At 37.1% G+C, this 14,784-nt stretch carries 10 protein-coding genes and 1 pseudogene; 8 read left to right on the top strand and 3 right to left on the bottom strand.

From position 1 onward, the window contains the following. The first annotated feature begins 38 nt into the window (after positions 1-38). The gene (locus tag ANA7108_RS27805; RefSeq protein WP_144052413.1) at positions 39-326 is read left to right on the top strand and encodes a hypothetical protein; all 288 of its coding nucleotides are present in this window, start codon (positions 39-41) and stop codon (positions 324-326) included. A 2-nt stretch (positions 327-328) separates the two neighbouring features. Further along, positions 329-610: pseudogene (locus tag ANA7108_RS0122190) on the top strand (Uma2 family endonuclease); the annotation flags it as partial. A 367-nt stretch (positions 611-977) separates the two neighbouring features. Here ANA7108_RS0122190 and ANA7108_RS0122185 read toward each other — a convergent pair. Further along, a complete protein-coding gene (locus ANA7108_RS0122185) occupies positions 978-1,823 on the bottom strand; it encodes a prohibitin family protein (protein ID WP_016953029.1) in 846 nt (281 codons plus the stop codon). A gap of 253 nt (positions 1,824-2,076) precedes the next feature. On the opposite strand from ANA7108_RS0122185, the gene nfi reads away from it, so the two are divergent. The 3 genes from nfi to ANA7108_RS0122170 all read left to right on the top strand — a co-directional run bounded on the left by nfi (position 2,077) and on the right by ANA7108_RS0122170 (position 5,696). Beyond that, positions 2,077-2,742, top strand: coding sequence for a deoxyribonuclease V (gene nfi / locus ANA7108_RS0122180; protein WP_016953028.1), 666 nt, complete (start codon positions 2,077-2,079; stop codon positions 2,740-2,742). Positions 2,743-3,106: 364 nt separating this feature from the next. Beyond that, the gene (locus tag ANA7108_RS0122175; protein WP_016953027.1) at positions 3,107-3,661 is read left to right on the top strand and encodes an FHA domain-containing protein; all 555 of its coding nucleotides are present in this window, start codon (positions 3,107-3,109) and stop codon (positions 3,659-3,661) included. Between the two features lie 67 nt (positions 3,662-3,728). Further along, positions 3,729-5,696, top strand: coding sequence for an FHA domain-containing protein (locus tag ANA7108_RS0122170; protein WP_016953026.1), 1,968 nt, complete (start codon positions 3,729-3,731; stop codon positions 5,694-5,696). A 113-nt stretch (positions 5,697-5,809) separates the two neighbouring features. Here the strand turns inward: ANA7108_RS0122170 and ANA7108_RS0122165 are convergent, their stop codons facing one another. Beyond that, positions 5,810-7,018 carry a family 10 glycosylhydrolase gene (locus ANA7108_RS0122165; protein WP_016953025.1) on the bottom strand — a complete coding sequence of 403 codons (1,209 nt, stop codon included), beginning with the start codon at positions 7,016-7,018 and terminating at the stop codon, positions 5,810-5,812. A gap of 618 nt (positions 7,019-7,636) precedes the next feature. Here ANA7108_RS0122165 and ANA7108_RS0122160 point away from each other — a divergent pair. Beyond that, a complete protein-coding gene (locus ANA7108_RS0122160; RefSeq protein ID WP_016953024.1) occupies positions 7,637-8,365 on the top strand; it encodes a GDSL-type esterase/lipase family protein in 729 nt (242 codons plus the stop codon). A 97-nt stretch (positions 8,366-8,462) separates the two neighbouring features. After that, a complete protein-coding gene (locus ANA7108_RS0122155) occupies positions 8,463-8,897 on the top strand; it encodes a hypothetical protein (protein ID WP_016953023.1) in 435 nt (144 codons plus the stop codon). A 47-nt stretch (positions 8,898-8,944) separates the two neighbouring features. Here the strand turns inward: ANA7108_RS0122155 and ANA7108_RS0122150 are convergent, their stop codons facing one another. Beyond that, a complete protein-coding gene (locus tag ANA7108_RS0122150) occupies positions 8,945-11,635 on the bottom strand; it encodes a DNA methyltransferase (protein WP_016953022.1) in 2,691 nt (896 codons plus the stop codon). Positions 11,636-11,725: 90 nt separating this feature from the next. Between ANA7108_RS0122150 and ANA7108_RS0122145 the strand changes: the two genes are divergently transcribed. After that, complete coding sequence (locus ANA7108_RS0122145; RefSeq protein ID WP_016953021.1) at positions 11,726-14,776, top strand: DUF2225 domain-containing protein; 3,051 nt, start codon at positions 11,726-11,728, stop codon at positions 14,774-14,776. Positions 14,777-14,784: the final 8 nt, after the last annotated feature.

Raw genomic sequence — 14,784 nt, 5'->3', positions numbered from 1 at the left:
GTATCGGACAGATAGAAATAGATGAAGTTTATGTAGGTGTGAATAGTAATGGTATGCAATTTATCATACCTGTTCAAGCTAAAGCTGGAAGTGATCAGATTTCTGTGGTACAAACAAAACAAGATATTAGTTATTGTTTTGAAAAATTTCCTAACTTAATTTGTCGTTCTATATCAGCACAGTTTATAAATAATGCTCTCATTGCTATGTTTGAACTGACAATATATGAAGGTGAAGTAAAACTTGTACAGGAGAAACATTATAAACTTGTATCAGCAGATCAAATTTCTGAAAATGATTTGCAAAATTATAGGAATTACACATAATTATGACTTTCACCAAACCTGCATCATTAACATTAGAGGAATTTCTCAAATTACCAGAAACTAAACCACCTAGTGAATATATCAACGGTGAAATTATTCAGAAATCAATGCCAAAAACTCGTCATTCCAGACTTCAGGGTAAATTAATTAATGGCATTAATCAAGCCACAGAAACGGGGAAAATTGCTTATGCTTTTCCAGAGTTACTCTGTACATTTGCAGGTAGATCAATTATTCCAGACATAGCAGTTATTCGCTGGGAAAATATCGCATTTGATCATAATAAGCAATTTGAAAGCCTATTTTTCCAGTATTTTGAACTACAAATGTAATCACTCTGAATAATAAAGCTAGAATGAAGGATTTGAACCATGAACTAGGATATGGGAACCATATAGGCCAATATGATTTTTGCTCATTGTGTTTAGTCTCTTCTGGAGAATTAGGTTTTGCCATAACCAATAACTAATAACCCTAATATTTACAGTATTCCCTCACATAAGTTAAATTAACATTTTTTGCATAAAAAAATCTCTAAAATAGCAAAAAACCCCCAATTTAACGGAGGTCTTAATTAAGAATATTCTATTTACTAGAGAATATGATCATCTAGTAATCTAGATTAACCCTACTTCTGCAACTTTAGCAAAACTAATTTTTCTTTTGTCCACTTGCTAAATCATTAGGATTAATATTAATCAAAGGAACCGCACCATTACCACCCATAACCATTGGGAAACGTCCATCCCATTTTTCTATCGCTTGCTTTTGCAATAACTCCGGTGTTAAAGTTAGCCTTTGTAATCTTTGCGCTTCTGCTTGACCTTTAGCACGGTTAATATCTGCTTGTGCTTCTTGAGTCGCTTTTTGAGCAATAAAACTTGCTTGTTTTGCTTCTTGTTCAGCTATTTGTTTAGATTCAATTGCTCTACTAAATTCTGGAGAGAAGGAAAAATTCACTAGAGAAACATCATCTATAAGTATACCATATTGCTCTATCCTTTTTTTGAGATTACTATCAATTTCTTCTTTAAGTTCCGTTCTTTTAGTGATGATTTCTTCTGCTGTTTTTTTAGCTGTAGCTGCTTTCAAAACCTCTGATACTGCGGGTGTCATAATGCCATCAATAATTAAAGTCTCATCTCCAACTTGTTGAAAAACTTTGTTTACCTTGAGTGGATCAATATGCCAATTAACAGCGAGTTCTGTAGTGATTGTTTGCAAATCTTTAGAAGCAGCACCAGCTTTAAAACTATTTTGTTGAACCCTGACATTAAGCCTTTTAACTGATGTCACCACTGGCATAATCGGGTGAATTCCTTCATCTAAAATTGTATCTTGGACTTTGCCAAACCTCATAATCACACCCCGTTCTCCAGCATTCACAATGGCAAAAGGGCGTAAAAACATGGACACAAAAAGTAATAAAAATATTCCCCCGCCAACATAAAAAATAAATGGGAAATTATTGTTAGTATTTCTGATGACGTTACGCATAATTTTTGGGTAAGGTAAATGGTATATTTGGTTTTTGACTGATTATAGAGATCCTGAAATCGTGAAAACAAATTTCCTCGTGGATATTAGGTTATGACGTAGTTTGATGATTTATCTGTGAGCGTTATCAGTTAATTACTGCATCTAAACGAGCCTACAAGGTGTTCACAACCTCTGCAATCATTAATATATATGGATACACTAAGAGAATTCACAATTTCGGAAGCTCAACATTTTTATTCGCAATTTAAATATGAAAATTCAACAAATCCATTCTTGGCCTTCCACAGTTGAAGAAGCTATAACAATTCAAGAAACCCTGCGAAATCAAGTAATTACTACAGATTTATTCAAAGAACCTATCAAGTACGTTGCAGGTGTAGATATGGGTTTTCTCGAAGATGGTACAATTAGCCGTGCAGCAGTTGCAGTACTGAGTTTTCCTGATTTGCAAGTAGTCGAAACGAGTTTAGCATATCGTCCCACCACCTTTCCTTACATACCTGGGTTCCTCTCCTTTCGGGAAATACCCGCCCTGCTTGATGCCTTAGAAAAGATTCAAACTATACCTGATATAATATTGTGTGATGGTCAAGGAATTGCTCACCCCCGAAGATTAGGCATAGCTTGCCATTTAGGGGTAATCGTGGATATACCAACAATTGGTGTAGCGAAATCTTTGCTTATTGGTAAATATGAAGAATTACCAGAAGCGAAAGGAAGTTGGCAACCATTAATATATAAAAAAGAAACTATTGGCGCAGTTTTACGTACACGCACTGGAGTAAAACCTCTCTATATATCTAGTGGACATCGAATTAGTTTACCAACAGCAATTGACTATGTATTACGCTGCACACCAAAATATCGGTTGCCAGAAACTACCCGCATTGCTGATAAATTAGCATCTGATAGATAAAGTGTAGATTTTACAGATCATTAACTGGCATATTAGATATTAGTAATACCATTTCTTTATGAGGCTGCGCTTAATTTTATAACCTTGTCTTTTTCTTCTCTGTGTCCTCTGCGTCTCTGTGGTTCGTTCCTCTTTGAATTTGGCGCATCTTTATACAGAATTGGTATAAGGTGCGTCAGAGTCGATAATTTGGTAATAATGAACAGATTTTCAACATCTGACGCACCCTACAGGAGGCATTGAATGTGATAATCATATAAGTCTTATTAAAGTTGATTTTCAAGACTTGCTTACTAGCACCCAATTATGTTAGGAATCTCACTGTAAGGAGTTGAAGTAGCTAAATAAAAGTTATCTAAAAATAATGAATTCACTAACTTTACAATGGGACGATGCAGGACAGAGTAAAACTCAACAAATTTATGAGCAACAGTCCAGCAAAAATACTGGTACTTTCCGTATTGGTCGTGACCCTTTTCGGTGCGATATTATTTTAACTCACCCGACTGTCTCTGGTTTACACGTAGAAATATTTTTTAATTCTCAACAAAAACGTTTTTATATTAGAAATTTGCGGGAATCAAACCCTCCACAAATAGATGGTAAGTCACTAATTCAAGGTGAAATGCTGTTAAATGAAAGAAGCATAATTTATTTAGGACAGCAACAACTTCAAGTTACTGAGGTTTCAATTAACAGCATTCCTGCAACAATTTTATTTCCACCGCAACAACCACCAGTTCAACCAGGATTTAATCACCAGAAAAAGTCACTCCCAACACAACCAAAATCTATTTATGGGTTGCAGTGTCCTAGATGTTATAAAGTTTCCCCACCAGAAAATCTGCAAATAGGTTGTCCTTGGTGTGGTACATCTTTAGCAGCGGCTGTAAGTGTGTTAGTAGCACCGAATAATTAGAAAGTTAATTAATTCAAAATCCAATTTTTTAATTTTTAATTTTTAATTTTTAATTGGAGCGCAGCGAGTGACTAATTTACAAATTCAATTAAGTTGGGAAGATCCAGCGACGGGTGAAAGACGAGAACCTAAGTTAAGTTTACCTATCGCTTTTGGTCGAGAATTTGCCCGTTTACCAACAGAAATTAGGGGTCAACGTGTCTCGCGGATGCTGCTAAATAGCAATGAAGTTTCTCGCTATCATGTCCTGATTGATTGGGAACAAGATTGGGAACAAAATCATTTTTTGGTGATTGACCAAAATAGTGTTAATGGTGTTTTAGTCAATGGTCAACGTCAAACACGCTGTCAGTTAGCTAATGGGGATACTTTGCAAATTGGTCCCTACATCATAACGGTGCAGTTTGGTCTAAATACTACCATTCCTACTCCTAATAAACCTTCTACAATTCTATTTAATCCTCATACTAATCTTCCAGATTCTAGTTTATCTCCAGTTCCTGTTGTTACGCCTGTAGGGAGTAATTTTCCGCCACCAGCTTTTCAGGAGATAAAGGTTGATTTACAGGCGCTTCATGCTACGGGTTTACCTGTTGATGAATGTGATTATCTAGCGGTTGGTGGGGGTTTGGGTAGTTTTGTTTGGGTTGATTTATTAAGAATTAGTGGGATTAAAGCTGAAAAAATTATTGCTTTAGGACTAGAAGCGGAACCTTATGCTCGTTATAAACGGCTGTGTTTGAATTCGCAAATTCCTCTAAATGAAAGGTTACGTTCTAATTCTGATTCTTGTCCTGATAATATTTGGGGTTGGCCTAGTTATGCGTTAAGAGAATCTTGGCATGATTTAACTAAAGGTCAGTTAAAATCGGCGTTTAAATATTTATGGCAGGTTTTTGGTGAACCAACTTTTGCGGAAACTTATACTCCCCGTGCTGGGAATGTTTTTGATTCTATAGATAGGGAAGTAAAGCGTATTAACTGGAATCAAATTTATCGTTATGGACGAGTTAGGTCAATTCGTAAAACTGAAGATGGTAGGTATTGTGTTGCTTATTCTCGTAGTCCAGGAAATTATGCTTTTTTAGTTTGTCGTTATTTACATTTGGCGACGGGATATCCTGCTATTCAGTTTCTCCCAGATTTGCAAGCTTATAGGGAAAAATATCAAGATTTTAAGTCTGTGGTCAATGCCTATGAAGACCATAATCATGTATATGAACAGCTAGAACGCCAAGGTGGGACTGTTTTGATTCGGGGACGGGGGATTGTGGCTTCGCGGATTATCCAGCGGATTTATGAGGCGAGAAAGCAAAATCGCAATATTACAGTTTTGCATTTAATGCGATCGCCCAAACCTCAAGGTAACAAATTTCAAAAGTCCCAGCGTACTGTCAAAAATCACTACGAGTTTCAACCTTTTAACTGGCCAAAAGCCTGTTGGGGTGGTGAATTACGAGTCATGTTAGAGAAAGCCACCCCCGAAGAACGCCAGCGGCTATTAGCAGATTGGGGTGGAACAACCACCGCAGACCGTTTAGACTGGCAAAATATTACCGAACAAGGTATTAAAGAAGGTTGGTATCAAATTACCTTTGGTCAAGTTGTTGCTGTAGAAAAAGATGTCCAAAACCACACTATTACCCAGATTCAAGAAAAAGGTTTTGGGGAAATGAAGCTAACTGCTGACTTTATTATTGATGCTACGGGATTAGATGCCAAAGTTGATGCTAATCCGTTGTTAGAAGATTTGGTTAAACATTACAATTTACCTCTTAATTATTTAGGAAGGTTAGTAGTAGCAAATAATTTTGAATTAGTAGAAATGCGAAACACCAAAGGTCAAATGTATGCAGTAGGGGCAATCACTTTAGGTGGTCCCTATGCAGCCGTTGATAGTTTCTTGGGTTTACAGTACGCGGCTTTAGTTGCTGTTGATGGATTATACACAGCCCGCGCACCAGGAGTGAAAAGATTAAATGGTATTAGTTCATTTGGGCAATGGATAAAATGGATTTCAAATCAATCACCATAATTCGTAATTCGTAATTCGTAATTCGTAATTCGTAATTTCGTAATTTCGTAATTTCGTAATTTTACTCCAATGACCAATGACCAATGACCAATGACCAATGACCAATTACCAATTTAATCTGCTGCTAATCGCAATGCAGGATAAGGGAAAAGGCTTTGAAATCCTTTTAAACGCTCACTTAATGACTCTGAAGAATTATTCCAAAGACTTTCATAATAGAAGAAAACCACACCTAGTCCACGCTGTTGTGCGGCTCGCACTTGAGATTTAATTTGTTGCATTGAGACGGGTTTAGTTCTTAAACCTGCCATAATTCCGACTCCAGTAGGAATTATTTGCTGCACTTCTTGCATTTCTGGGCGAGAAATTTTGGCATTAAAATGATCCAGATTCTCACGATAAACTTGCACAATTAGCTCATCTACTATGTTTAATCGCACCCAATTTAGCCAGTCTTGCAGTTGCAGCTTGTAAGCAAAATCGTAGTAATTAGGTGAAACAGAAAAAATTGCTTTTGGTTTTACTTGCTTGACTCGTTCATTAAGTCTGACCATGAAATCTGTGATTTTATTCGCCCGCCAGCTTACCCATTCTGGATCTTGAGAATCTGCTGGGGGATTTTTTTTGGTTTCTTGGCGGTACAAAGCAACTGTATATTTATCATAGCCAAATTCATGAGGTAAACTCATGTGATCATCAAATTGGATGCCATCAATATCATAGTTATTAGCTAGTTCTACAAGTAGATTAGTAATAAACTGTTGTACTTCTGGATGAAAGGGATTTAACCACATAACTTCACCAGCTGCGCTAACAGAAGTTTGCACGCTATTCCGTTTTTGTGTAAACCATTCTGGTTTATTTAGTGCAAGTTCTGAGGTTGGGGGAGCCATAAAACCAAACTCAAACCAAGGAACAGCAAGTAAATTTTGACGGTGAGCTTGATTAATTACATCTGCAAGAATATCATGTCCATCTGTTCCCCGAAACACAAATGGTTGAATATCTAAATTTTTGGCTATGACGCTAGGATACATGACATAGCCAGAATTCCAAACTACAGGATATATAGTATTAAAGTTAAGTTGACGCAGTTTAGTGACAGCATCCTGGACTTTTTTACGATCTCTTAAAATGTTAAGATCGTTGTTTGTTATCCACACACCGCGAATTTCTTGACGGGGTATTTGGGCGGTAACGGGGGTGAAGGTATTTCCTAATAAAACTGCAACAAAGGAAATTAAAAATAAGAGCGGTAGCAGGTTTTTAATTAATTTCTGAGAAAAAGTTCCTGTTTTTAAAGGCTGAAAACTGAAAAACAAGGAAATTGATTTCAGCTTTTTGATGGATATGCTAAATAACCATTTATGCAGATGCCTAATATTCTGATCTAGTCTATGAATCATGTTATCTAAGAGAATTAAACATAGCTTGAAACAATTCAAGCTAATTGGGTTGATTTAAAATTGTTGACGTATTTATTTAAAAGTAGTGCCTGATTTGATGATTTTTTTTTGGTTAAATTCACTTCGGGAAAGTTTTTAGAACAAAATTATTTTGTTTTTTTATGTTTAGCGTTGAGACGCATAAATTTTGTAAAACTCCAACTTATTTTAGTGAATTTCCAATAGTCACAGTTAAATTACTGGAATTTTTAGATATATTGAGATTTTTGACCAAGTTTAATAATATCTTTATTGTTGACTTTAAACAAGTAATATGCAGGAGAAGTCAGAAGTCAGAAGTAAACTCGGCTGGATGTTGGATAGCCGTGACACATACCATATTTTGATTTTCCGTTCCTACCTGATTTTAGTTGTAATCTGCTGTAAAGTCTCAAAAAGTTAAGAACCATAGCAAAAAAGATAAAAAATATACCATAGAATAGTGTAAAAATGTATAGAATCTTGTAAAGATATAAATTACACTGCTGTTCTAAGATGCAAACCTTGAAGCCTTCTTCCTCAATGCTGTCTGTAGCGCCGAAACTATGTCAGCCCTTAAAAATTGTTGCCTTGGGAGATAGTTTAGTATATGGATACGGCGACCCAGAAAAAGGCGGTTGGGTGGAACAACTACGACGGTGGTGGATGTTGCCTGATAGTGTTGGCCATGTGTTATATAATTTGGGGGTTAGGGGCGATCGCACTCAGCAAGTCTCCCAAAGGCTAGAAATAGAATTTCGTAATCGCGGAGAAGTCCGTAACCGTGTCCCTGACTTGATTATTTTATCTGTTGGAGTTAACGACACACCTCGCTTGGGTCGTCCCCACGGTAAAAATTACACAAATTTCCCTCAATTTGAAACCCAAATCGCTACATTATTAGACCAAGCCCAACAACTTTGTCCGGTTCTTTTTGTGGGTATGGTTCCCGTTGATGAAACCAAAATGCCTTTTCTCGATTGTTTATACTACAATCACGCTGACCAATATTGCTACAAAGAAGCCACTCGCACAGCTTGTAACCAACGAGAAATACCTTATTTAGATATTTTCGACCAATGGATGGAACGCAGTGCAGATTGGCGAGAAAAACGTATTACTGCTGACGGACTCCACCCCAACACTTTAGGTTATCAAGACCTTTTAGAAGCCGTTCTCAACTGGTCAGAAATAGCAAAATATCATTGCCAAGTAGATTATCAACTAGAATTAAAAAATTCATGATTTTTAATATCATAGCCCCCTCCTCGCTTGCGGGTTGGGGGTGGGGTTCTTATAAACGCTATAAATAATGATTTCAATTCTTTAACGATATTTATTTATGACTCCCACTTTATTTGGTCGTTGGCAAACTCGATTATTATTATTAGCAACTGTCGGTGTATTAGTATCTATCCCTTTTGCTGTTGGTTTAATTGGCAACCGTCCTCATATAATTTATTTTTGGATTATTGCCTATGTTGCCATTTTTGGTTTAGGTTGGGATGTGCTTTATAACTATCTGCAAAAATTACGCTGGGATAGGGACTGGCCAGCAGCTTATCAACTTTTGGCGGGTATTTGGGAAATGGTATTTGTCTTTTGTGGAATTAAGATTTTTGGTTTTTTACCTATACCTTTGCCTAAGAATGAACTACCAATAGGAATATTTTTTCTCCATTACAGTGTTGTTTGGTTGTCTGTTTTTTTTATTTCACAAAGTTTAATCAGGGTTATTTTTCCTCGCTGGCGTTTTCGTGGTGGAGAGTGGTTTTAAAACGCAGAGGTATGAGGAGGTAAACGCAAAGGTACGCAGAGGGTTTTTTAATTTGGTGACTTGGGTTCGATGATTTTTATTCCTTGTTCTTCTTTTTCTGCAAGTTCTTTGTTTAAGTTGACCAGTTTTTCTAGAATATCGTCGTTAGTTTGAAAATCATAAGCTTGTATGACTAGTTTATCTAGTTGTTGATGTAGTTGATAAAGTTGACTGGTTGGTTCGTGAAACAATTTATTATAAAGTGTGGTAATTCCCCACTGTTTTGACTCCATTTCTTCTGTGCGGTATTGATGAAGTTCTTCGGCTTTTGTGCGTATTTTTTGCACTAATTTTATGTTGGGGATTTGGGGAAATGGAAATGTTTCAAAACAGGTATTGTGAGTGTAAGCAATACTTGCTCCTAATGTTGATTTTTGAGCGTTTATCCATTCCCGATGTACAATAGATGAAAGAATACCGAATATATAAAAATCATCAGCAGCTACAACAACAGATTTATCACCTGGTAGCCAATTTAAAGGTGCTGGAATAAATATCGCCCATTTAGAAACTCTGGGAACAACAAAGTATAATGATAGTGATGAAATAGCATTTCTCATTGCTGGTCTTTTTTCGCCATACTTCCACCAATTTATTTTTGTTACTTCTCTCCTATTATTCTCTCTTTTTGGCTTAACCTTTATTTTAATATATTCAAAAGGTAATTGATAATTATTAGCATCTTCAATACTCATATCATTAAAATCAACAATCCATCTTTCTGGTTTACCATGAGGATTTTTAGCTAAATTTGCACCCATTGAAAATAGTTTTAAAACTTCTTGATTTTTTACATCTGCTTTTATCCAAGCTGTTACCTGTTGTTCAGTAACAATAAATCCTTCACCTACCGGAATTACACCCTGAAAGCATTTATTTAGATTTGCTTGTAACCGCACAGCTTGAGAAACATCAATACTCGATTTTAAAGAAGAATTGATTTGCGAAACTAGTTGATTATCTAAATAATACTTCCCCGGTTTATTCTTACACCAATTGACAATACTTACATGAACTTTAGCAGCACCTGACCAAGGTTGTGTAGAAATTGCTTCATGAATATAACCACCATTTTGAGTAATATAATCTAAAGCAGCAATTCGGCTTTTACCTTGACTAATCGAATTAGTCGCCACTAAACCTACTCTACCTTTTTCATCAATTTTATCATGGGCTAACCGAAACCAATAAGCACAAAAATCTACATCTTTGACTTTAGGAAAATGTTTAAAAATTCTATCTACATAGTCATCATTTAAATTTATTCTTATATGTTTTCCACCTAAAAATGGTGGATTTCCTATAATAGCATCAGCCTTTACCCATTCACTAAACAAAGCATCTTGACAAACAATATTATTATCCAAACTATCCAACGGTAAAGCCGGCTCAGTTAAATTCAAATTATCAATTGCAATCTTTCGCGCAATCATTAAAGTCACCCGCGCTAATTCCACAGCAAAAGGATTTGTATCCATTCCATAAAATTGTAATGGTGTCACCAAACCCATTTGTTTTTGCATTTTCTTCTCTTCCGATTTCCGCCGCTGTTGAATTTTTTCTAACAGCAAAATCTCAATTCTTTTCAGTTCCTGATATGCAATATAGAGAAAATTACCCGAACCACAAGCAGGATCTAAAACGCGATAACTTTGCAATTCTATTTGCAGCGTAGAAAGTTCCCCAATTGTATTAGCAGCTTCAATTCTTTCTTCCCAATAGCGGCTAATAGTTGGACGAACAATTTTCATAATATCCGCTTCTGAAGTATAGTGAATGCCTCTAGCGTGACGCTCCTTTTTATCCACCGTCCCTTCAAACAAATTCCCAAAAATAGCCGGACGTACCTTACTCCAATTCTCCCGCGCTGAGACATCCAAAAAATTTAATTCTTCTCTTGTTAACTCAATTCCCTGAATTTGTGAAAATAACCCACCGTTAAAATAATCTACTCCTTGATAACGTCCCACAGGAGTTTTTCCCGGAAGATTCATTTCCCGAAATAAACCACCCAAAATATCATAAGAACTCGCTCCATTTTTGCAATCTTGCACACAAGAAACAAACATATCACGAGGTAAAAGTTTGCGTTTTTCTGCAAACATCGCTAACACACATTGCAAAATAAAACGCTGGGCTGTTAACTTTTCAATTCCTCGTTTTTCCAACTCTAATAATAATTCACCCATACGCCGTGCAGCGCGTTCTGTCACTTCAACCTGATTATTTTGGAATAGAGGAGTTTTTTGCCCTAATTCCATAAATACTAAAGCTCCTGACCGTTCTGGCAATTGCTCCAGCGTAATTTTATCTACAGGTGTATCTAACTGAATATCAAAATCAAATATCCAAAACTCATCAAAATTGCACAAAATTACATATTTAGGACGATTGGGAACCAAGCGCGTCCAATAATCAAAAGCCTGAGAATAATGTTTACTTAAATCTTCTCCGCGCTTTTTCATCTCAATTAAAACGCGAGGTTTCCACACCAAATCAGCAAAACCAGTTTTCCCCTGTTTGCTACTTTTTTTAATAGCTTCTTCGTAAGTTGCACCAGCTTCCAGCGCCCCCTCGTGTCCAAACGCCCGGAAAAATCGGTCTAAAAATGTTTGCGCTTCCTTTCGTTCCTGTCCCGTAATATGCTGCTCACAAAAACTAACAAACTTTGCTAAACTTTCCGGTGTTGCTGCTACCATTTTTATTGAAGACTTATCCTAAGTATCTGTAATAATTTCTATGTTATCTTTACAGTGTGATTTACATAAAATCAAACTACTGTAATTACAATGCTAAAACGTATAAATTATCCGCCATTTATCCTCTTAGGCATATTCCTATTTTCCCCCTTAAATACAGCCAGTGCAGAATATAAACCTGTAAAAATCGCCCAAAAACTACAGACAAAACGTGCCGCTGCGGAACAAGCATTTCAAGAAGGGATAAAACTTTATGAACAAGGAACAGCGCCATCTTTAAAACAGGCAATTGCTAAATTAGAAACAGCACTGACACTATTTCGAGAAGCTGGTGAAAAACCCTTTCGAGAAGCAGTAGTTCTCCTTCGCATAGGCTATATTTACTCATCATTGGGAGAGAAACAGAAAGCACTGGAATACTACAAACAGGCTTTGCCCATATATCGGACTGTGGGTAATAAAGAAGGAGAAGCCGCGACTCTCCATAACATTGGTAGTATCTACGACTCATGGGGACAAAGACAAGAATCACTACAATATTACAACCAGGCTGTATCTCTGTTACGGGTAGTAGGAGACAAAGCTGGAGAAGCCATTACCCTTAATAACATTGGTTTAGTCTATGACTCATTGGGAGAAAAACAGAAAGCACTGGAATACTATCATCAGGCTTTATCCATATATCAGGTTGTGAGTGACAAAAGTGGAGAAGCCACTACTCTCCATAACTTAGGCTTAGTCTATTCCTCGTTGGGAAAAAAGCAACAAGCATTAGACTACTATAATCAGTCTTTGCAACTGTTACGGGGAGTAGGTAATAAACGTGGGGAAGCCTATAGCCTTAGTAATATTGGCAGTGTTTACGATTCATTAGGAGAGAAGCAACAGGCACTTGATTACTATCACCAAGCACTCACCCTAAGACGTGCAGTGGGTGATAAAGGTGGGGAAGCCTATACTCTCAATAATCTTGGCAGCGTTTACTCTTCTTTGGGAGAGAAACAGCAGGCATTAGATTACTATAACCAAGCTTTACTCCTGTTACGAGCAGTGGGGGATAGAAGTAAAGAAGCTACTACTCTCAATAATATTGGCACTGTCTACGACTCACAGGCAGAAAAAGAGAAGGCACTAGTTTACTATAACCAAGCTTTACCTCTGTTACGAGCCGTGGGAGATAGATATGGCGAAGCCTCCACTCTACACAATATTGGCGCTGTCTATTACTCATTGAATAATAATCAGCAAGCACTAAATTACTATAATCAGTCTCTACCCTTAGCACGAGCAGTGGGCGATAAAGATGGTGAAGCTTATACTCTAACTAATCTTGGCAGTGTCTACGACTCCTTGGGAGAAAAGCAAAAAGCACTCGAATACTATCATCAGGCTTTACCCTTGAGAAGGATGATAGGAGATAGACGTGGGGAGGCTTTTACTCTTTATAATCTCGCTTACCTACAACGCAAACAGGGCAATCTTAATGAAGCCTTGATTCAAATGCAGACTGCTATCAAGATTATTGAAAATTTACGCACCAAAATTACTAATCAAGATTTACGGGCTGCTTACTTTGCCACTTTTCAAAAGTATTACAAGTTCTACATTGACTTATTAATGAAGTTGCATAAACAGCAACCATCAAAAGGTTATGATGCCCAAGCACTACAAGCTGGGGAAAGCGCCCGCGCCCGTGTCCTTTTGGAATTGCTCACAGAAGCTAATGCGGATATTAGAACTGGTGTTGATGCCAAGTTATTAGCAGCAGAACGTCAATTACAAGAACAATTGGATAGTAGTGAAAAACGCCGTATTCAATTACTAAGTGCTGAACCCACTCGTCAACAAATTCAAGCTTTAGAAACCGAAAGAACTGCACTTTTAGAACAGTACACAGAAATACAAACACAAATTCGCGCTACCAGTCCGCGCTATGCTGCCCTTACTCAACCCCAACCGTTATCACTTAAACAAATTCAGCAGGAAGTATTAGATGAGGATACTCTACTTTTAGAATATTCTCTGGGTGAAGAAGGTAGTTATCTGTGGGCAGTCAGCAAAACAGATATGACTAGTTATGAATTACCGAAAACTACCGAAATAGAAGCCGCAGTTAAGAATTTCCGTCGTGTTTTAACATCATCAACTTCGAGTCCTCAAAAAGTCAAGACAGCAGCCGCACCTGTAACCCAAATGCTGTTAGCACCAGTGGCTCAAAAATTGGGTAATAAACGCTTAGTTATTGTTGGTGATGGTGCTTTGTTATATATCCCTTTTGCTGCCCTAACAGCACCAAATTCACAGGGAAAGGAGTATCAGCCATTATTAGTCAATCACGAAATTATCAGTTTACCATCAGCTTCTACAGTCGCTATTCTGAGAAATGAACAAAAAATCAGGAAAACAGCTTCTAAGACGTTAGCAGTCATCGCAGATCCAGTTTTTACTAGTAATGATCAACGGATTACTCATAAATTACCAATATATGCAAAGTCAGAACCCCAAAATTTAAATAACAATACTTTAAGTAGAGCCGCTAGAGACGCTGGTATTGATTTTGATCGTCTGCCTTTTACCCGCACTGAAGCTAAGATGATTCTGGCGTTAGTTCCTGAAAATCAGCGGTTACAAGCATTTGATTTTGCCGCTACTCGTGATTTTGCCACAAATTTACAACTTAGTGAATATCGAATTTTACATTTTGCTACTCATGGTATCCTCAATAGTCAACAACCAGAGTTATCTGGTGTGGTGCTGTCGCTGTTTGATAATCAAGGTCAACCCCAAAATGGCTTTTTGCGTTTACATGATATTTTTAACCTCAACCTGTCAGCAGAGTTAGTAGTTCTCAGTGCCTGTAAAACTGGTTTGGGTAAGGAAATCAAGGGAGAAGGATTAATCGGCTTGACAAATGGTTTTATGTATGCTGGTAGTCCTAGGGTAGTGGTAAGTTTATGGAATGTAGATGATCAAGGTACATCTGTACTCATGCAGAAATTCTACCAAAAGATGCTGCAACAGGGTTTAAAGCCCATAGGGGCGTTACGAGCCGCACAGTTGCAGATGTTGACAGAGAAAAATAAAAATTTATGGAAACCGTATTATTGGGCTGCTTTTACTTTACAGGGTGAGTGGCGTTGAGATTCTCC

The sequence above is a fragment of the Anabaena sp. PCC 7108 genome (genome assembly GCF_000332135.1).
GTDB lineage: Bacteria > Cyanobacteriota > Cyanobacteriia > Cyanobacteriales > Nostocaceae > Anabaena.
This window is presented reverse-complemented; position numbering and strand designations above follow the sequence as displayed.

What these genes read in the sequence shown, in the direction of transcription:
- ANA7108_RS0122185 (WP_016953029.1), bottom strand. Translation starts at nt 1,823, where the DNA reads ATGCGTAACGTCATCAGAAATACTAACAATAATTTCCCATTTATTTTT.
- nfi (WP_016953028.1), top strand. Translation starts at nt 2,077, where the DNA reads ATGAAAATTCAACAAATCCATTCTTGGCCTTCCACAGTTGAAGAAGCT.
- ANA7108_RS0122175 (WP_016953027.1), top strand. Translation starts at nt 3,107, where the DNA reads ATGAATTCACTAACTTTACAATGGGACGATGCAGGACAGAGTAAAACT.
- ANA7108_RS0122160 (WP_016953024.1), top strand. Translation starts at nt 7,637, where the DNA reads ATGCAAACCTTGAAGCCTTCTTCCTCAATGCTGTCTGTAGCGCCGAAA.
- ANA7108_RS0122155 (WP_016953023.1), top strand. Translation starts at nt 8,463, where the DNA reads ATGACTCCCACTTTATTTGGTCGTTGGCAAACTCGATTATTATTATTA.
- ANA7108_RS0122150 (WP_016953022.1), bottom strand. Translation starts at nt 11,635, where the DNA reads ATGGTAGCAGCAACACCGGAAAGTTTAGCAAAGTTTGTTAGTTTTTGT.
- ANA7108_RS0122145 (WP_016953021.1), top strand. Translation starts at nt 11,726, where the DNA reads ATGCTAAAACGTATAAATTATCCGCCATTTATCCTCTTAGGCATATTC.